Origin of the sequence: Desulfosarcina ovata subsp. ovata (assembly GCF_009689005.1) — a bacterium.
Lineage (GTDB): Bacteria > Desulfobacterota > Desulfobacteria > Desulfobacterales > Desulfosarcinaceae > Desulfosarcina > Desulfosarcina ovata.
Genome location: NZ_AP021879.1, coordinates 1,735,935 through 1,755,523, shown reverse-complemented (window position 1 = coordinate 1,755,523; position 19,589 = coordinate 1,735,935). Strand labels below are relative to the sequence as shown.

Annotated in this window: 17 protein-coding genes and 1 tRNA gene; 17 read left to right on the top strand and 1 reads right to left on the bottom strand. The window is 55.1% G+C overall.

The genetic code is table 11. The annotated features are described in order from the left end of the window. Positions 1-44 precede the first annotated feature (44 nt). The 5 genes from GN112_RS07905 to GN112_RS07885 all read left to right on the top strand — a co-directional run bounded on the left by GN112_RS07905 (position 45) and on the right by GN112_RS07885 (position 4,243). A complete protein-coding gene (locus GN112_RS07905; RefSeq protein WP_197743286.1) occupies positions 45-785 on the top strand; it encodes a Stp1/IreP family PP2C-type Ser/Thr phosphatase in 741 nt (246 codons plus the stop codon). Positions 786-791: 6 nt separating this feature from the next. After that, complete coding sequence (locus GN112_RS07900) at positions 792-2,045, top strand: serine/threonine-protein kinase (protein WP_155309711.1); 1,254 nt, start codon at positions 792-794, stop codon at positions 2,043-2,045. A gap of 351 nt (positions 2,046-2,396) precedes the next feature. Further along, positions 2,397-2,819, top strand: coding sequence for a hypothetical protein (locus tag GN112_RS07895; RefSeq protein ID WP_155309710.1), 423 nt, complete (start codon positions 2,397-2,399; stop codon positions 2,817-2,819). A gap of 35 nt (positions 2,820-2,854) precedes the next feature. After that, positions 2,855-3,703: an HDOD domain-containing protein gene (locus GN112_RS07890; protein WP_155309709.1), complete on the top strand. Its 849-nt coding sequence runs from the start codon at positions 2,855-2,857 to the stop codon at positions 3,701-3,703. A gap of 159 nt (positions 3,704-3,862) precedes the next feature. Continuing rightward, positions 3,863-4,243 carry a response regulator gene (locus GN112_RS07885; protein ID WP_155309708.1) on the top strand — a complete coding sequence of 127 codons (381 nt, stop codon included), beginning with the start codon at positions 3,863-3,865 and terminating at the stop codon, positions 4,241-4,243. A gap of 401 nt (positions 4,244-4,644) precedes the next feature. Here the strand turns inward: GN112_RS07885 and GN112_RS07880 are convergent. Beyond that, positions 4,645-4,721 (bottom strand) — tRNA-Arg (locus GN112_RS07880). Between the two features lie 119 nt (positions 4,722-4,840). On the opposite strand from GN112_RS07880, the gene GN112_RS07875 reads away from it, so the two are divergent. From GN112_RS07875 to GN112_RS07820, 12 genes are all read left to right on the top strand, one after another. Beyond that, positions 4,841-5,785: a sigma-70 family RNA polymerase sigma factor gene (locus tag GN112_RS07875; protein WP_155309707.1), complete on the top strand. Its 945-nt coding sequence runs from the start codon at positions 4,841-4,843 to the stop codon at positions 5,783-5,785. A 112-nt stretch (positions 5,786-5,897) separates the two neighbouring features. Further along, positions 5,898-7,571: a tetratricopeptide repeat protein gene (locus tag GN112_RS07870; RefSeq protein WP_162458836.1), complete on the top strand. Its 1,674-nt coding sequence runs from the start codon at positions 5,898-5,900 to the stop codon at positions 7,569-7,571. Beyond that, positions 7,568-8,383: a LolA family protein gene (locus GN112_RS07865; RefSeq protein ID WP_155309705.1), complete on the top strand. Its 816-nt coding sequence runs from the start codon at positions 7,568-7,570 to the stop codon at positions 8,381-8,383. The genes GN112_RS07870 and GN112_RS07865 overlap by 4 nt, the downstream gene beginning before the upstream one ends. Before the next feature lie 33 nt (positions 8,384-8,416). Next, positions 8,417-9,268, top strand: coding sequence for an Mrp/NBP35 family ATP-binding protein (locus GN112_RS07860; protein WP_155309704.1), 852 nt, complete (start codon positions 8,417-8,419; stop codon positions 9,266-9,268). A 1-nt stretch (position 9,269) separates the two neighbouring features. Continuing rightward, positions 9,270-10,049 (top strand): ATP-grasp domain-containing protein, encoded by a 780-nt coding sequence (locus GN112_RS07855; protein WP_155309703.1) that lies wholly within the window; start codon positions 9,270-9,272, stop codon positions 10,047-10,049. Next, positions 10,036-11,214: a deoxyguanosinetriphosphate triphosphohydrolase family protein gene (locus GN112_RS07850; RefSeq protein WP_155309702.1), complete on the top strand. Its 1,179-nt coding sequence runs from the start codon at positions 10,036-10,038 to the stop codon at positions 11,212-11,214. The genes GN112_RS07855 and GN112_RS07850 overlap by 14 nt, the downstream gene beginning before the upstream one ends. Positions 11,215-11,216: 2 nt before the next feature. Continuing rightward, a complete protein-coding gene (locus GN112_RS07845) occupies positions 11,217-12,005 on the top strand; it encodes a UPF0280 family protein (protein WP_231714038.1) in 789 nt (262 codons plus the stop codon). A gap of 142 nt (positions 12,006-12,147) precedes the next feature. Continuing rightward, positions 12,148-12,543 carry a hypothetical protein gene (locus GN112_RS07840; protein ID WP_155309701.1) on the top strand — a complete coding sequence of 132 codons (396 nt, stop codon included), beginning with the start codon at positions 12,148-12,150 and terminating at the stop codon, positions 12,541-12,543. A gap of 32 nt (positions 12,544-12,575) precedes the next feature. After that, entirely contained in the window at positions 12,576-15,203 is a 2,628-nt protein-coding gene (gene mutS / locus GN112_RS07835) for a DNA mismatch repair protein MutS (RefSeq protein ID WP_155309700.1), read from the top strand. A 17-nt stretch (positions 15,204-15,220) separates the two neighbouring features. Continuing rightward, complete coding sequence (locus GN112_RS07830; RefSeq protein ID WP_155309699.1) at positions 15,221-17,245, top strand: N-acetylmuramoyl-L-alanine amidase; 2,025 nt, start codon at positions 15,221-15,223, stop codon at positions 17,243-17,245. 39 nt (positions 17,246-17,284) lie between these two features. Next, on the top strand, positions 17,285-18,076 hold the full coding sequence (locus GN112_RS07825) for an enoyl-CoA hydratase/isomerase family protein (RefSeq protein WP_155309698.1): 792 nt from the start codon (positions 17,285-17,287) through the stop codon (positions 18,074-18,076). Between the two features lie 214 nt (positions 18,077-18,290). Further along, on the top strand, positions 18,291-19,565 hold the full coding sequence (locus GN112_RS07820; protein WP_155314166.1) for a phenylacetate--CoA ligase family protein: 1,275 nt from the start codon (positions 18,291-18,293) through the stop codon (positions 19,563-19,565). Positions 19,566-19,589: the final 24 nt, after the last annotated feature.

Below are 19,589 nucleotides of genomic sequence, written 5' to 3'. Positions count from 1 at the left end.
CGGTAACCAGGCGAAAAATGACTTAACAGCGGAGCATATTTCAGGTGCCACAGCATTTGCCGACGATCATGTACCATGGTGTAACGGATGTCGGAAATATCCGTTCAAACAACGAGGATGTGTTTTTCATCAACGAAGCCTCTCTGTACTGTCTGGTCGCCGATGGCATGGGCGGTGCCGCCGCCGGCGAAGTGGCCAGTCGGATTTTTGCTGAAACCGCCCAGGCGGTTTTTTCCGGTCACGACGGCCGGTCGGAAGAGAACACCATCGCCCGGGTACAGACCACCTTCAAATTGGCCAATGATAAGATTCTCAAACATGTGGAACGTCATCCCGACGACCAGGGGATGGGCTGCACGGCTGAACTGTTGGCCTTTTCCGAGGATAGTTTCATTGTTGGTCATGTCGGTGACTCGAGAACCTACCGGTTGAAAAACAATGCCCTCAAACAACTGACCAAGGACCACTCGTTGGTGCAGGAACAACTGGATCAGGGACTGATTACGCCGGAAGAAGCCCGGCAGCATGCCATGCGGAATGTGATTTTAAGGGCCGTGGGGGTAAACGATACCGTGGCTCTGGATATTCTCAAAGGCAAACGGCATCCCGGCGATCTTTTTCTCCTGTGCAGTGACGGCCTCACCGATATGGTCGATGAAACCACCGTTCAGACTGCCTTGTGCGGAGACAACAACTTGAACGAAAAGTCGAGTGCGCTGATCCGCCTGGCCAAGAGCGCTGGCGGAAAAGATAATGTGACGGTCGTACTGGCCTCAATCGTTTAGGTCCCCATGTCGAAAATGAAATACGGTCGCTACGAAATTATCAAAGAGTTGGGACGGGGGACCATGGGGGTGGTTTACCAGGCCCATGACCCACAGATTGACCGCATGGTGGCCCTGAAGGTCCTCCGGCCGGACCGCGTGGTCAGCCGGGATTTCGTGGCCCGGTTTTTAAGGGAGGCCAAGGCGATTGGCCGTATCTCGCATGCCGGCATCGTTACCGTCTATGACGTGGGGCAGGATCACGATACCATTTACATTGCCATGGAATACCTTGAGGGCCGCCCGTTGAACGAGGTAATGAAAGACCGCACACTGCCGGTGGACGAGGCGGTCGGCATGTGCATCCAGGTGGCCGAAGCGTTGGACTACGCCCACAGCCGGGGTATTACGCATCGTGATATCAAGCCCTCCAATATTATCCTCACCCCGGAAAATCGAATCAAACTGACCGATTTCGGCATTGCTCGCATCGAAGATCCCGATGCCGCCCAACAGACTCAGGCCGGGGATATCCTTGGCACACCGGTCTACATGGCGCCCGAACAGGTGCTGGGGCAAAAGGCCGATGGCCGAACGGACCTTTACGCGTTGGGGGTGATTGCCTATGAGATGCTCACCGGCCGGCGGCCATTTGGCGGTGGCAACATTGCAGCCATTTTTCAATCCATCACCCATCAGTCCCCCCAGGACCCCATGGCGGTGGGGGATTTTGACAACCGTGCGCTGGCTGATCTGATTTTAAAGAGCCTGTCCAAAAAACCGCAGGCGCGTTTCCAGTCCGGGGCGGCGATGTCCGATGTGCTGAAGCAGTGCATGACACGGGATTCGACCGTTTTTTTGGAGAAACCCCTGCCTACGCAGAAAACCACCTCCACCAGGAAGAAAATGGTGGCCCTGGCAGCCCTGCTGTGCCTGGCCGTGGGCGCGATTGGCTACATGGTGATACCGAAACCGGATCGTTCGCCTGCTGGGCGCCCGGCGGTCGACCTGCCCACACCCACACCCACAGCAGCACCCGAACCCGAACCTGCACCGTTGCCGTTATCCACACTTAGCGTTACCAGTACCCCGACGGGGGCCCAGGTTTTTGTGGACTCATTGTTTAAAGGCAATACCCCTGTGGATATTTCCCTCTCCCCGGGGCGTTATGAAGTCCGGTTAAATCTTCCGGAATATTATGAATGGGAAGCCCAGCTTCAGATCGGTGAAACGGATTCGACCCCGCTGGATGTTCGTTTGATCGCCATCAGCCAGAATTGAAAATGGGCCAATGATGAATGGGTTGTGTTGCCGTTATGGGCATCCACCCGGATATCAAAAAACCGTCGCCCCTGCCAATTTTTTGTTACTATCGCAGACGGATGCTGTTTCTTCACACTACCCCCATGTTGTGCGTGGCGGCTGACAAATTAGAAGTGTTCTGAAATAGAAAAATTGATTGTCTTCCTCAACGGTTATCGGTTATCCGAGGCTGATCTGATGATCGGCGACGAGGCGTTCGTTGGCAAAGAATCAACGAAATTCTGTTGATATGGCAAAACAATTGCGGTGTGTTTATGACGGCACCCTTCTGTTCCAACCGGATATGCAACCAGCGAATGGGAGAGATTAATGATCGAACGTCGGAAACACAAGCGGTATGTCATGCCCCATGGCACGCTGGCCATTTTGAGAAGCGATATACGGGGACGCTTGCTTAATCATGAAAAGATGAGCATTGGTGAGATCGCCATGGTCCTGTACAAATCGGAATCGGATATGATCGGCGAGGTGGCCGATCTCAGTCTCGGGGGGCTTTCATTTAACGGCACTTTTGACTGGCATGACGATATGGAACGTGTGCAGCTTGACCTTTTAATGACTGAGCAAGGCATCTATCTGCACAACATTCCTTATGCAGCCGTTCCTGTGTGCCGTTTCCCTGAGGGCAGTCAAAAAAAATCTGCTATGAGAACCAATGCACTTCGTTTCAAAGGGCTCAATACGAAGCAGAAAGATCAGCTGCAGGCGTTGATGGCATTTCATGTCGGTTGAATGAAAGAACCAAAACTGACCACGAAAGCGAATTGATGACGACGATACCCTCCATCATTGAAGAGCTCGACCAGCTTAGACCGGTATCCGATGTCGCCGGTAAAGTGCTTTCCCTGCTGGACGACTCCGGTTGCGGCATGTCCGATCTGGCTGACATCATCCGACATGAACCGGCATTGACCGCCAATCTTCTGAAGCTGGCCAACTCCGCCTATTTCGGGTTGCCGGGAAAAATTGGGGATGCCAAGCAGGCCATTGTTTATCTGGGGATGACACAGGTGGTCGATCTGATCCTCCTGGTCAGTTGTGCGGACACCTTCAAAGGGTCGCACAGCGGTTATGGGCTGGATCGCGGTGCATTGTGGGAAAGTGCGATCTGCGCGGCCATATTGGCCAATGCGCTGTCCGAGAAAAAAGGCTTCAAATCGACCGGTCTGACATTTACCGGCGCATTGCTGCGAGATATCGGCAAGGTGGTGATTGACCAGCACGTCAAGTCGGCCATGCCGCAGATCATGGAGCGGGTCGAGACCCAGCATATCTCCTTCATGGCTGCTGAACGACAGGTCCTTGGGGTTGACCACGCCCAAGTGGGCGCCATGGTGGCCAAACGGTGGCACTTTCCGCCCCTGCTTCAGTGTATCATCCGATATTATCACACCCCGCTTCAGGCTGACGGCTGTTTTACGGAGGCTTCGATTGTCCATCTGGCCGACGCCATTTGCCGCAAAATGAAAATATCCCCGGGGGTGGATGATTCGTCCTATGAAGAGGATGAACGCATCGCTCATTCGTTAGGGCTCAATGAAACGGTGATCAATGGGGTGATTGGCGAATTCAGTGAGAAAATGGAACATGTCCGCACGCTTTTTCTGGCGGGATGAGCGCTGGACCAAAACAGTATTTAAATCGAGTTTTTAGATTGATTCCGCCTGCCCGTTTTTGCTTTTCTCCAAGAATCTGCTAAAGAAACCCATGCGAAAACCGATACTACAGAATCAAAAACAATTCAAACCCATTACCATTAATTCCGGAGGTAAGTGATGGCGTACAAGATCCTTACGGTTGATGACAGTAAGACCATTCGGATGATCGTCAAGAAGGCCTTTAAACCATACAACTGTGAACTTTTTGAAGGCGAAAACGGGGTGGAAGGCCTGGCCATTGCCGCCAAAGAACAGCCTGATTTGATCATCCTTGATATTACCATGCCGGTGATGACCGGTATCGAAATGCTGGGTAAACTCAAGGCGGAAAATGCATTGAAGGATATCCCCGTGATCATGCTTACGGCAGAGTCGGGAAAAGAGAATGTCATGCAGATTGTGAAAATGGGGGTAAAAGACTACATCGTTAAACCTTTCAAAGGCGAGCAGTTGATCGAACGGGCCAAAAATATTTTAAAGCTCAGGCCTGTCGAATAAGTCTGCTGCCAGGATTGCCGCACCCGGTCTTGCGCCGGGTCATGGATTGTCACCTGCTTTGTTTACCTGTTTTTACTTGGATGGCGCTGCCGTCTTCCACCGATCGTCAGGCTCCCCTTTAAAAAAAATGCCTTATGCCGGACATTTCGATGTCCGGCATATCTGTTTCAGAACAAGGCCCGTCCCGATGGCTGGAAACGTCGACGGTCGGCCATGCCTGGGACGATAAATCCGTTGATCCGTTTTATAATATTCCGGTCCGATTAAAATCACTTGCCAGGAAGCGGCAATTATCATTTTTCAAATGGTGTTCGGATATGTTATGTTGATAAACTTTGATGAGAGGACGGATGGGTGTGGCCGGTTATAAAAAAGGAGGCGTTGAGCCTCCTTACCCGAAATGGCGCGCCTGGCAGGATTCGAACCTGCGACCTACGGATTAGAAGTCCGTTGCTCTATCCAGCTGAGCTACAGGCGCTTTTAAAAGAAGGCATCCGTAACACAATGACACCGAAATGTCCATATGAAAAACAGGCCGTTTGGACGGGTCGAATCGCATGAATAGCCGATGGACATTGAAAGATCCCGGGTAGGGGAATGAAGACGGAAAAGAAGCAATCAACGGACAAAAAAGAAAAACGGACGGGTACAGGCAGCGGCGGAACACAAAGTGAGAAATCCGTTGTCAAATACGATCCCCTTCAGCGCTATTTGTCGGAAATCAGTCGATACAACCTGCTGACCCGTGAGGAAGAGGTTTCCCTTGGAAAACGGGTCCAGGAACAGGGGGACCAGGACGCGGCCTACCGTCTGGTTACCTCCAATTTGCGCCTGGTGGTGAAGATCGCCTTAGAATTTCAGCGGGTCTGGATGCAGAATCTGCTGGATTTGATTCAGGAAGGCAATATTGGTCTGATGCAGGCCGTGAAAAAATTCGATCCCTATAAAAACGTCAAATTTTCCTATTATGCCTCTTTTTGGATTAAAGCATATATCCTTAAATTCATCATGGATAACTGGCGTCTGGTAAAGATCGGAACCACTCAGGGACAACGCAAGCTTTTTTTCAAGCTGAAAAAAGAGAAGCAGAAACTTATCGAACAGGGATTTGATCCAAAACCCAAACTGCTCTCTCAGCGGCTGGGCGTTTCCGAGCGGGAAATCGTGGACATGGATCAGCGCCTGGACGGGTGGGATATCTCCCTGGATGCCCCCCTCAAAGAAGATTCGGACACGGAACGGATTGAGTTTATGAGTACGGAATCCGATTCGGCCGAGGAGACGGTGGCAAAAAAGGAGATGGAATCCCTGCTTCACGAAAAAATTGCTGAATTCAGAAAACAGATGACAGACCGGGAATTGGAGATTTTTGATAAACGGATTTTCTCCGATACGCCGGTCACCCTACAGGAGATCGGGGATAAATACGGCATATCCCGTGAGCGTGTGCGGCAGGTCGAGAAAAATGTGGTCAAAAAAATGCGCGACTACTTTAAAAAAGAAATTCCTGACTTTGAAACCTATACGGAAGATGTCTCCTGACTATCCCGCCTGTCACCGTTGCCAATGGTGAGGCAAACGGCCTGCTGATGTATCCATCTTTGTAGTGAAAGCCTATAAAATGATAAAATGGTACGTTAAGTTTGTTGTTATAATGCTCTGGATAATGTTTTTCAGTGCCTGCGGCTTGATTGGTCATGGGGACCGCGGCCCGGGCCCGTTGGCATCACCGGCCTATTCGCCCCCGGTCAATGCCTACTACCTGTTTGCAAAGGCTCATCTCAGCCTTAAAAAAGGCGATGTTGATCAAGCCATCAGCCTAGTCCGTCAGGCTCTTGAATCCGATCCCGACTCGGCCTACCTGAAGCGTGAGCTTGCCGGGATGTGGCTTTTGAAGAAAAATCCCCAGGCCGCCATTGCCGTTCTGGAAGAGATTCTCGCCAGCCATCCCGAAGATGTCGACGCCTTGATTCTGATCGGCCGGATTTACCAGAACATTGATGAACCGGTCCACGCCATCAACGCATTTTCGCGCGTGATCGCCCTCGATCCTGACCAGGAAAACATCTATCTGATGTTGGGCGGTATGTACATGGACCAAGAACAATGGGATCAGGCACAAAAGGTCTACCAGCAACTGGTCACCCACTTTCCGGGTTCATATGCGGGATATTTTTTTCTGGGGCGGATCAGTGCCATTAACGGTGACAGCAAAACAGCCAGGGCGTACTTTGAGAAAACCCTGCTGCTTGAACCGCAACTTGTCGAATCCCGTTTTGAACTGGGCGCGCTCTACGAAGCCGATCGGCACTACCGTCAGGCGGCTGCCATTTACCAGGACATTTTGAAACAAAACCCCGGCAGCATTCAGGCCATGATGGCCCTTGGATGGGTGCGGCACCGCCAGGGAATGAAAAAAACCGCTGCCAAACAGTTTGCCGAACTGGGGCGCATGAGCCTAGAAGATGAAGAGGTGATCCGGATGCTGGTGCGGCTTTACCTGGATACCCGGGAATATGAAGCCGCCGCGGTGATCATTCGCGGAATGCTCAAGGCCGTTCCGGAAAATTCGGACTTGCACTATCTGGCGGGGGTGGCCCTGGATGGGACCGGTGAAAAACAGTTGGCCATCGAACAATTGCGCAGCGTGGCGCCGGGATCGCATTTTTTCAGGAACGCGGCGGTTCATGCCGCCTTGCTTTACCAGGAGATGGAGCAACTCGACAAAGCGATAGATTTTATTCAGCAAACGATTGCCAAGGATCCACAAAATCCGGAATTTCGTCTCTATCTGGGGTCTTTTTATGAGCAGACCGAAGATTACGTAGACGCCGAAAAGGCCCTCCAAGCGGGCCTTGCCATCGCCCCTAAAAACCCCCGGCTCTATTTTCGGTTGGGAGTGGTGTATGACAAATGGGGCAAGAAGGATGCCTCCATCGAGACCATGAAACAGGTGATCCGCTATGATCCGGATAACGCCAACGCCCTCAACTATTTGGGCTACACCTACGCGGATATGGGGGTCAATCTGGATGAAGCCGAACAGTTGATCCGTAAAGCATTGGAACATAAGCCCGGGGATGGTTATATTACCGACAGCCTGGCCTGGGTTTACTATCAGCGCGGAGAATATGAAAAGGCATTGCCACTTTTGGAGCAGGCGGTCAGCCTGGTCCCCGATGATCCCATCGTCCGCGAGCATCTTGGCGACGTCTATGCACGGCTCGGTATGACCGAGAAGGCCCTTGACAGTTACCGGCGGTCCATTAAAAACGGCCACACCGATAAAGCGGCGGTCGAAGAGAAAATCCAATTGTTGACACGATGATGATCAACGCTGCCGACTGTCTGACGACTACCGCTCATCGCTGGTTGATTGCCTGGCTGCGGACGGTACTGCTTGGGTTGCTGGTTATCGGGTTGACCGGTGGTTGCGCCGGGTTGCGGCCGGCAACCGTTCCTACCGATCCGGAATCCGAGGCCGTACTGGCGCAACTGAAGCACGCCAACAGCGGCCTGTCTCAATTCAAATGTGTTGGCCGGCTGACGGTGAAGACACCCCACCAACCGGCCCAATCGTTTCGTGCGGCCGTGGCCGGCCAGATTCCTGACCGGCTGAGAATCGACCTTTTTTCACCTTTCGGGGGATCATCCGCAACCCTGGCCAGTAATGGTGAGCACCTGTTTGTCGTTCAGCACGCCTCACAGGAATATCGCAAGAAAACGCTTGGTCAGGGAAGTCTGCGCCGGATTGTCGGCCTGGATGTCAGCGTGGTGGAGCTGCTCGAACTGATGGTCGGGCGTCTACCCCTCGAAGCCGGGTGTGCGGCCAGGCGCAGTTCCATCGGGACGGATTCGGGTAGCCAGCTGGATCTAATTGACCGACGCGGGCGGGTCCGCCAGCGGATTACCCTTGACACCGACAGCCAGCCGAGGCAATCGGTCTGGTTTGACACTGGCGGCAAACCGGTTTATACGCTGGTGGTTTCCGGTTGGCAGGTGGTCGACGGTTTTGCCTTGCCCCGACAGCTTGAACTTTCTAAGGAGACCGGTCAACGGGTAACGGTTGGGCTTGAACGGTATGTGGCCAATGCGCCCATGGCCGATGGTCTCTTTACACTGGCCCCACCCCCGTTTTGAATCGATTTTTCAATATTAAGGAAAGGCCATCTTATGCATGATCACTCAGATAGCAATGAAGGCGGCGGTGGCGGCAAAAGCCCGCAAGCGCCTGACCCGCAGGACCAGAATATCGAGAACGCCCTTTCAAAAATCAAGCACAAACTGATCGTCATGAGCGGTAAGGGTGGGGTGGGCAAATCCAGCTTTGCCACCAATCTGGCCGTGGCCCTGGCCGCCAAGGGATTTTCGACCGGCTTGATGGATGTGGATCTGCACGGCCCCAGCATTGCCGGCATGGTCGGCATCAACGGACTTCTGGAGGTGAGCCAGGAGACACAGCAGGTGGTTCCCAAGAAGGTGAACGAGAATTTGAAAGTCGTTTCCATGCAGTCTCTGATGAAGGATCCCGATCAGGCCGTCATCTGGCGAGGACCGGCGAAGACCGGTATCATTCGTCAGTTTATCGGTGACGTTTTCTGGGACGCGCTGGATTTTCTCATCGTCGACTCACCGCCGGGTACCGGGGATGAGCCCTTGAGTGTCGCCCAGACCATCACCGGCGCCAAGGCCCTGATTGTCACCACCCCCCAGGATGTCGCCTTGGCCGATGTCCGCAAATCGATCAATTTTTGCCGGGCCGTCAACCTTGAACTGGTCGGGTTGGTGGAGAACATGGGGCCGTTCGCCTGTCCCTGCTGCGGGAAAACCGTTGAGCTGTTTAAAAGCCAGGGGGGACGCCTGACGGCCGAGGCTATGGGCGTGACTTTCCTGGGCACGTTGCCCTTTGATCCCGAAGTGGTCAAATCGTGTGACCAGGGCGCTCCGATTGCCGCCGCCGGTCAAAGCGGACCCTTTGTGGCGGCACTGGAGACGGTGGTTCAGGCCGTTATCGGCAGACTCTAACGTGGCGCGGCAGGTTTTGGCCCTGGAGGCGCGGTTGCGTGCCTGCCGCAATGTCCTTACCATCGGGGTGCATCCCAATTTCTGTGATTACGGTGAACAGGAGAGGCACCTGATCCGCAGCGCCGATAAAATTTATTACCCCACGGCGTTTTACGCGGAACTGTTCGATACGTTGGGCAAAGCCACCTTTCCCAGCTACCATACCTACAAGTGTGTTCAGGACAAGATCAAACAAAGCGCCCTGTTTCAACTGGCCGGCTTGCCCCATCTTCGTACACGCGTTTTCTTCGGGAAACGGCAGCGGGGCCGGATACGGGACTATTTTTCACTTCCGCTGATCGCCAAGGAGCCGCGGGGGTCCGCCATGGGGCGGGGTGTGTTCCTGATCCGCAACGATGCCGAACTGGATGCTTACACCCGTGACCGGCATGTGGTCTATATCCAGGAGTTCCTGCCCATGGACCGGGATATCCGCGCGGTGGTGATCGGCGGGCGGGTGGTGCACGCCTACTGGCGCATCGCCAGTGCGGGAGAATTTCGCACCAATGTGGCCCGGGGCGGGCGGGTCAGTCTCGACCCGGTCCCCCAGGCCGCCCTGGACCTGGCCCTCGAGACGGCCACCGTGTGCCGGTGGGACGACGTTGGATTGGACATCTGCTGCCATGACGGACAATACACCCTCCTGGAGGCCAATATGAAATATGGCCGGGAGGGGTTTCGGGCAGCCGGTATCGACTATTTTGCGTTGATGGAGCAGCTGATTGACAATGGAGAAATCTGAAGATGTCACAACCCAGCCGGTCCTGGACCGGTTGAAGGCGGACCTGAACCGGCGTGAACGGACCATCTTTTCATCGGCCGCCACATTCAGCAACGCCGGGATACGCCGTCATCCGATCTTCGATTCGGCGGCCGGCTACCGGCAGGCCTTCTCCCTGGATGCTGACCGCATCCTGCACAGCCGTGCCTATACCCGTTACAACGACAAAACCCAGGTTTTTTCCCTGATCGCCAATGATCACATCACTCACCGCGTTCTGCATGTGCAGTTGGTTTCCAAGATCGGTCGCACCATCGGGCGTTTTTTAAGACTTAACGAGGATTTGATCGAAGCCATCGCGCTGGGTCACGACATCGGTCACACGCCGTTCGGTCATGAAGGCGAACGCTACCTGTCCGAGTTGTGCCTGAAAGCCGGCATCGGAAACTTTTTGCACAACGTCCAGAGCATCCAGTTCCTCGACCGGGTGGAGCGAAAAGGGCAGGGCTGGAACCTGTGCCTGCAGACCTTGGATGGCATTCTCTGCCACGACGGCGAGATCCATAACCGTCTGCTGACGCCTCAACCCGACAAGACCTTTTCCACCTTTGAGGCGGAGATCAGTACCAAAAAGGCCAACCCGGCCCTGGCCCTGGTGCCCATGACCACCGAGGGGTGCGTCGTGCGCATGGCCGACACCATCGCCTATATCGGCCGGGATCTGGAAGACGCCATCCGCCTCGGCCTGCTGAAACGGGGAGAGATCCCGGCATCCATCGTTCGTATTTTGGGCAATTCCAATGGCACCATTGTCTACCGCCTGGTGACCGACATTATCCAGAACTCTTATGCCAACCGGTTTATCGCCTTCAGCCCCGGGATTTCCGATGCGCTGAAAAACCTCAAGACCTTTAACCTGAATCGGATCTACACCAATCCAAAAAACAAGGTGCATTCGGCGACCATCAAAAAACTGTTTGGCATGTTGTTTGACACCTATCTTGAAGACCTCACGACCGGCAACCGGGAATCGGACATCTTTTCCGGTTTTCTGGCGGACATGTCGGACGATTATGTCGAGGACCACAGTCATCCGGAGATCGTGCGAGACTACATTGCTGGCATGACCGACAGCTATTTCCTGAATCGGTTCCCAGCGCATCTGCGGCCGGTCGTCCAAATCTAAACATGGGTAGCAAACCGGCCAAACCGTCGCGTGGACGGGCACCCTTACCGGAGAGCTATCGGAAACGAACCTATCGGGAACGGGTCCACACCACCGGCCTGGTGGCCTTTCGGGTGGTGTGCGAACAGACCGACCTGTTGATTCAGGCCGAGCGACCTCTGGCCGATGAGGCCCGTGAACACGTGTTGGACTGCCGGGGGCAGATTGCCGGATACATCCGGCGTTACCCGGAATTTGCCACCACGCTGGTCCCCTGGCCGAATGTGTCGCCGGCCCCCCTGGTGGTCCGTCAGATGATTCACGCCGGCCAGGCTGCCGGGGTCGGCCCCATGGCGGCTGTGGCCGGGGCCATCGCCGAATCTGTCGGTCGCGGGTTGCTGGAGGCAACTTCCCGGATCGTTGTTGAAAATGGCGGAGATCTCTTTGTGAAGAGCGATGCGCCGCTGGTGGCCGGGATTTTTGCGGGCGCCTCGCCCCTGAGCATGAAGATGGGGCTGAAAATTCCGGATACCGGCGATGGGCTGGGGCTCTGCACCTCCTCGGGGACGGTGGGCCACTCCCTCTCCCGCGGTGTTGCCGATGCCGTCTGTGTGGTCGCCCGGTCCAGTGCCCTGGCCGATGCGGCGGCCACCGCCATCGGCAACCGGATTCAACGCCCCGGGGATATCGACGGCGCCATCCAGTCGGGCCGCGGGATGGGGGATATCCTTGGTATTGTCGTGGTTGTTGGCCGTCAGATGGGGGCCTGGGGATCGATCGAACTGGTTCCCCTGAACCGAAAAAAAGGTTGAGTTTTCGGGTGGAAAAGGATAGATATGCTCGATAATCCAAGGATTTTAAGGACGTTGAGGGACGCTTCAAAATAAAGGCCGCCATTCCCTGCAAGATCTTGAACCCAACCACAACGCGAACGAGGTGAGGGAGAAACAGTCAATGAAAAAGGTGAAAATCGCCTTCTGGATAGTCGTCTTCGGTTTTGTCGGGCTGATCATCTACCAAAACCGCGGATTTTTTATGTCCGAGAGCCATTTGGTGCTCAATCTGGGCTTTTTTTTCTATGAAACCCCGTTTCTGGCCAATGCCATCTTTTTTGTGGCTTTTTTTCTGCTGGGGATTCTGCTGACCTACTTTCTCAGCCTGTTCAAACACTTCAAAGACGCCAAAATCATCAAGGCTCTCAAAGCCAAGGAGGCCAGCCTGGTGGAAACCGTGGCCACGTTGGAACAGCAGCTCCGCAGCCAGACGGCGGCTGCCGAACCCGCGCCCGACACGGTTACCGCCGCTCCTGTTACGGATGATGACATAGTGGTGGCTGCCGAAGTGAAATAATCCGGATCGTGCCGTTACTGACTGACTGATTGATGGCCCCTGTCAAATCGACCCCTATGATGCAGCAATACCTCTCCATTAAGGAGCGGTATCCCGACGTCCTGCTTTTTTACCGCATGGGCGATTTCTATGAGATGTTTTTCGAGGACGCCAAAGTCGCCTCGGGTGCATTGGAAATCACCCTCACGTCCCGCAACAAAAACAACGACGCCGCGGTACCCATGTGCGGTGTACCCTATCGGGCCGCCCAGGGCTACATCGCCCGGTTGATCGAAAAGGGTCATAAGGTGGCCATCTGCGATCAGGTGGAGGACCCCAAGGCCGCCAAGGGCCTGGTCAAGCGCGAAGTGGTCCGCGTGGTGACCCCGGGGATGATCGTCGAAGACGAACTGCTGGATGCCAGGGCCAATAATTTTGTGCTGGCCTTCTCGCGGCATCAGCAGGTCACCGGGCTGGCCAGCCTGGATATTTCCACGGGGACTTTCCGGTTGACCGAAACCGCTGATGTCGCGGCCATTGTCGACGAAATGATGCGGGTGGCCCCCCGCGAGATCCTGATGCCCGTATCCCTCGAGGAGGATGCGGCGTTCACCGTGCTGAGGGACAACCCGCTCAACTTCGCCATCACCGTGCTGGAGGATGCCACGTTTGAATGGGGTGCCGGCCGGCAGCGGCTTATGGATCAATTCGAGACCCTTTCCCTTGAAGGATTCGGTTGTGAATCCATGAAAGCCGGGATCGGGGCCGCTGGCGCACTGGTGCATTACGTCACCGAAACCCAGCGCCAGAAGCTTGAACACCTGCATGGCATTCAAACCTATTTTTTGGGGGCCTTCCTGGTCGTTGACGATCAGAGCTGCCGGAACCTGGAACTGCTGCGCAGTATCCGTACGGGCGGCCGCCAGGGGACGCTTCTGGACATCCTGGACCAGACGGTCACGGCCATGGGGGGGCGGCTGATGGCGCAATGGTTGCGTTATCCGATGCTCGATGCGGCACGCATCCAGAGACGCTATGCGGCGGTGGCCGAAGGCGTGGAGCGGATGCAGGCACGAAAGGATCTTCGCCAGGCCCTCAAATCGGTACGGGATCTGGAGCGGCTGGGCAGCAAAATCGCCATGGGGCACGGCAATGCCCGGGACCTGACGGCATTGAAACTTTCCATCCGGGCACTCAAAGCGGTCTTCGCCGCCCTGACCGAATTGACGTCGGATCATTATGCCTGCCATGAGGATACCCGACCCCTTGATGAACTGGCCGATCTGATCGATCAGGCCATTCGCGAGGATGCCCCGCCGGTCACCTCCGAGGGGGGCATGATCTGCACCGGATACAATGACGAACTGGACGAACTGATCCGCATCAGCCAGGATGGCAAGGGTTGGCTGGCCGAATTGGAAGCCAAAGAGCGCAGCACAACGGGCATCAATTCACTCAAGGTGCGTTTCAACAAGGTTTTCGGCTATTATATCGAAATTCCGCGCGCACACAGCGAATCGGTGCCCGATCACTACGTGCGCAAACAGACCCTGGTCAATGCCGAACGCTATATCACCGACGATTTGAAGCACTTTGAATCCCGGGTGCTCAATGCAGAGGATCAGCGCGCCAGTCTGGAATTGCGTCTCTTTATCGAGGTCAGGGATCAGGCCAAGGCCCGGCATGCCAAGGTTCAGGCCATCGCCCGATTCATCGCGCGCGTTGATTGCCTGGTTGCATTTGCCGAAGTGGCCCATAATAACGGCTACTGCCAACCGCAAATCAATTCCGAGGGCGTTTTGGATATCCAGGAGGGGCGTCATCCGGTGGTGGAGAAGCTGATTACCGGCGAACGGTTTGTCCCCAACTCCATTCTTCTGGACAATCAGGCCAATCAGGTGCTGATTATCACGGGCCCCAACATGGCCGGCAAATCCACGGTGCTTCGCCAGGTGGCCCTGATTACCATCATGGCCCAGATGGGCAGCTTCGTGCCGGCGGCATCGGCCAATATCGCTTTGACCGACCGCATTTTTACCCGGGTGGGGGCCCTGGATAATCTTTCCGCCGGCCAGAGCACCTTCATGGTGGAGATGCAGGAGACGGCCAATATCGTCAACAACGCTACTGCAAACAGCCTGGTGATTCTGGATGAGATTGGCCGGGGGACTTCGACCTATGACGGGCTGAGCATTGCCTGGGCCGTGGCCGAGCACCTGCACGACCTGAACGGAAACGGAACGCGCACCCTTTTCGCCACCCACTACCATGAATTGACCGAACTGGCTGAGCAACTCGAGCGGGTGAAAAATTACAACATTGCCGTCAAAGAGTGGAACGACGAAATCATTTTTCTGAGAAAACTGGTCGCAGGCGGTACCAACCGCAGCTACGGCATTCAGGTGGCCCGTCTGGCGGGAATCCCGGAATCGGTGATTCGCCGCTCAAAGAAGATTTTGGCCCAGATCGAATCCGGGGCGCATCCCCAGGTCGGCGAAAAAAAACCGACCCGGAGCGGTGGCAAAAAAGGTGACGGGCACGTACAGCTCGGCCTGTTCAGTCCGGTCGAACGAAAAGTGGTAGAGACCCTGCAGATGCTCGACCTTGGGCGCATGACCCCCATTGATGCCCTGAATACATTGAATGAGCTGCAAAACCAGGCCCAGTTAGTCGTCTACTGACACGAAACGATATCGATATGCATGAGTTTGCCGACAAACCAACATATGCGGCAGTGACCCTGCTAATGCTGGCCGCACTTCTCGCAGGGATGGTTTGTGCGCCGCTGTCCTGGGCCATGACGCCCAAAGAGCAATTCTATCATGCCGAAAAGGCCTATACAGCCCTTAAAAAGAACCCGCGCCATCAGAAATATCGAGACAAATGGCTGGCATGCATTGAAAAGTTCAAAGGCGTAGCCCGGCTGGATCCGTCCGGCCCCTGGGCGGCCGCCGGACTGTACAGAGCCGGACTGTTGTATCTGGAACTGCACAAACGCTCCTACCTTGCCGCAGACCAAAGCGAAGCAGTGGATGTGTTTCAGCGGATCATCCGGCAATTTCCCGACAGTCGCTATACCCCCAAATCACAAACGCAATTGAAGGCGCTGGGGAAGCCGGCAACACCACCCGAAACTGTGGCAGCTGGACGCCATTTGAAAAAAGCCCATGCGGCCTACAACGATTTGCTATCCAGTGGCACCCGCAAAAAATACCGGGATCAGTGGCAGCGCTGCATCGATCGGTTCCAGACGGCCCACCGCACCGATCCCCGGGGGCCCCATGCTGCCGAGGCCCTTTACATGGTCGCCGTTGTTTACCGGGGATTGGCCGGCGCCTCCCATCGATCTGCCGACCGGGATACGGCCGATGACTATTTCAGACGGGTTCAGCGGGAGTTTCCCGGCAGCCCGTTTGCTGGCAAGGCCGCCGGTGAACTGAAACCGACGGCGGTTCCGGTGGCAGTGGCGTCAGCCGTGGATCAGACGGATCCGCTGGCCGCGATGATCAACCGGTCAGGCGCCGCGTCGTCAGGCCTCACCCCGCAAAAAGGACCCGTGGGAACGGGCCGGGTAACGGTGCAGGGCCTGCGTTTCTGGTCCAATCCCAGTTATACGCGTATTGTGGTCGATGCGGACCAGGAGACCCGTTTTACCCATCGACTGCTGAAAAAGGATCCTTCCATTAAAAAACCGCAGCGGCTCTATATCGATCTGAGCAACAGCCGGTTGGGAAAGGATATCAAGAAATTCATCCCCATTAACGATGAACTGCTCAGTGATGCGCGGGCAGGACAGTACACCCCCGAGTCGGTCAGAATCGTCGTTGATATCAAGTCATTTAAAAACTACAAGATTTTTTCCCTGAAAAATCCATTTCGCATCGTCCTGGACGTATGGGGGATGGAAACGGGCAAAACCGTCGGAAAACCGTATGCTGCCCCCTTGCCGCCTGCTAACGGCAAGTTGCCCCCCGGCGCCATCGCCCGGCAATTTGCCCTTGGCGTCAGCCGCATCATCATCGACCCGGGCCATGGCGGCAAAGATTATGGCGCTCCCGGATATCGCAAAGGCGTGCATGAAAAGCACGTGGTTCTTGAAATCGCAAAACGGCTGGCCCGCAAGGTGGAGCGCGAACTCAAGTGTGACGCGATTCTCACCCGTACCACCGATCGCTACCTGACCCTGGAGGAGCGGACGGCGATCGCCAATACCCAGAACGCCGATCTGTTCGTTTCCATCCATACCAATGCCGTCAGGGATCATCGGGTTTACGGGATTGAGACATTTTTTCTCAACCTGGCCACGGACGATGACGCCATTCGGGTGGCTGCCCGGGAAAACGCCACCTCGGCGAAAAATATCAGCGATCTCGAGTCGATCCTCAATGATCTGATGCAGAATGCCAAAATCAATGAATCCAGCCGCCTGGCGGCTATGGTACAGGAAGAGATGTGCCTGCATCTGAAAAAGAGGGGGTACAGTGATATTCGTAGTAAAGGTGTCAAGCAGGCGCCGTTCTACGTTCTTCTGGGGGCTCAGATGCCGGCCATCCTGGTTGAGACCTCCTTTATTTCCAACCCCCGGGAATGCAAGCGCCTGACCAGTGCCAAGTATCAGGAAGCCCTGTGTGACGGCATTATTCGCGGTATTCGCCAATATATCAAAGATACCCTTCCCACTGCCTTTGTTCAACCGCCGACAGCGAGAAACAGGCAGGGATAAAATCGCCTTAACCCGAAACGTGCAGGAGGAGAGAGAAACATGGCTTACGAGAACATTATTTTTGACGTGACCGACGGTGTCGCCACCATTACGTTTAACCGTCCCAAGGCCCTTAACGCCATTAACGGCCAACTGCTGGACGAGCTGGCGTCAGCGCTGGACGAAATTGAAGCCGATGAGCAGGTCCGGGTGCTGGTTCTGACCGGTGCCGGAGAAAAGTCTTTCGTGGCCGGCGCCGATATTTCCGAATTGGCCACCTTCAACACCCTCCAGGGAAAACTCTTTTCGCGAAAAGGGCAGTTGATTTTCAGTCGTCTACAGGACCTATCCATCCCGGTGATCGCGGCGGTTAACGGTTTTGCTCTGGGCGGAGGAAGCGAAATTGCCCTGGCCAGTGACTTTATCTACGCCGCTGAAACGGCTACGTTCGGCCTGCCGGAAATTACGCTGGGAATCATCCCCGGATTCGGTGGCACCCAGCGACTGGCGCGGCTGATCGGCATCAACCGAGCCAAAGAGATGATTTTTACCGGTGCCATGGTGAAGGCTCCGGAAGCCGAGAAGATCGGTCTGGTCAACCGGGTTTTTCCCAAGGACAAGCTGATGGAAGAAACCTACAAGACGGCCAAGGGAATTGCCAAGAAGGGCAAGGTGTCACTGCGCGAGGCCAAGAAATCGGTCAACAACGGGATGAACGTTGAAATTGGCATCGGTTTCCAGATCGAAGCCGACGCCTTCGGGATCTGCATGGCCAGTCCGGATGCCAAAGAGGGCACCGGCGCCTTCCTTGAAAAGCGCAAAGCGGAATTCAAAGGCTCCCTGCTTGGCTAACGGGATATGATCGCTGTAGGTTTTTTTGAATGGTTCCCAAAAGGCTGGAAACTGCCTGTTTTTGGTAGCTATTGGAGGAGAAAGGCCGCGGGGATGTTCCTCACGGCCTTTTGTTTGGTCAGTGATCGGGCGGACAAGTTTTTGCAGTCAGATATTTTCAATTCAGGTGAAAAAAGGAGAACGATTCTTGATTTACGACATCGAATACGAAACCATGCCCCGTGAGGCGCTGGAATCCATTCAGCTTCGGCGGCTTCAGACGACTCTTCAGCGAGTTTATGCCAGTGTCCCCTTTTATCGTGAGACCTTCAAAGCCGCCGGAATTACACCTGCCGACATAAAAACCCTGAAGGACCTGAAATATGTCCCTTTTACGACCAAACAGGACCTGCGGGATAATTATCCTTTCAACATGTTCGCCGTTCCCATGGACAATGTGGTGCGCATTCATGCCTCCTCCGGAACCACCGGTCAGCCGACCGTGGTCGGCTACACCGCCAGGGACGTGGGTACCTGGTCTACGCTGATGGCCCGTGCTCTCTCCGCCGGGGGGGCAGGCCGCGGTGATATCATCCACAATGCATACGGATACGGCCTTTTTACGGGTGGCCTGGGCGTGCATTACGGTGCTGAACGATTGGGGGCGTCGGTGATTCCGGTGTCCGGTGGCAATACCAAAAGGCAAGTGGTTATCATGAAGGATTTTGGTGCCACCGTTATTACCTCAACCCCCTCCTACGCCCTTCATCTGGCAGAGATCGCGGAGGATATGGGCGTGTCCTTCGCTTCGTTGAAGTTCAAGTTCGGTATTTTCGGCGCCGAGCCCTGGTCCGAGAAGATGCGCGAGGAACTTGAACGCAAGCTGAATCTCACGGCCGTCGACATTTACGGGCTCAGTGAAGTGATGGGGCCCGGAGTGGCCATCGAGTGCCACGAAGCCAAGAAGGGGCTGCATGTTTTTGAGGATCACTTCATCGCCGAAATCGTCGACCCGAAAACCCTTGAACCGCTGCCTTACGGCGAAACCGGCGAACTGGTGTTTACCTCGTTGACCAAGGAGGCCTTCCCCGTAATCCGCTACCGCACCCGGGATATCACCTCACTTAATCCCGAGCCGTGTGTCTGTGGTCGTACCCACGTGCGGATGAACCGGGTGACGGGACGCAGTGACGATATGCTGATCATTCGCGGCGTGAATGTATTCCCCTCTCAGATAGAAAGCGTGCTGATGGAGATTAAAGAGGTGGAACCCCACTATCAGCTTGTGGTCGATCGAGAAGACAACCTGGACGTGCTGACCGTCAAGGTAGAGGTGGGCGAGCGAGGTTTCAGCGACGAGGTCAAGGGACTGCAGCAGCTGGAACGGCGGATCACCAAAACCATCAAGGAACTTCTCGGCGTTTCCGCGAATGTCAAACTGGTTGAACCCAAAGCCATTGAAAGAAGCCAGGGCAAGGCCATACGGGTTGTGGACAACCGTCAGATCTGATAAATTTTAAAAGGTTATCCAGCG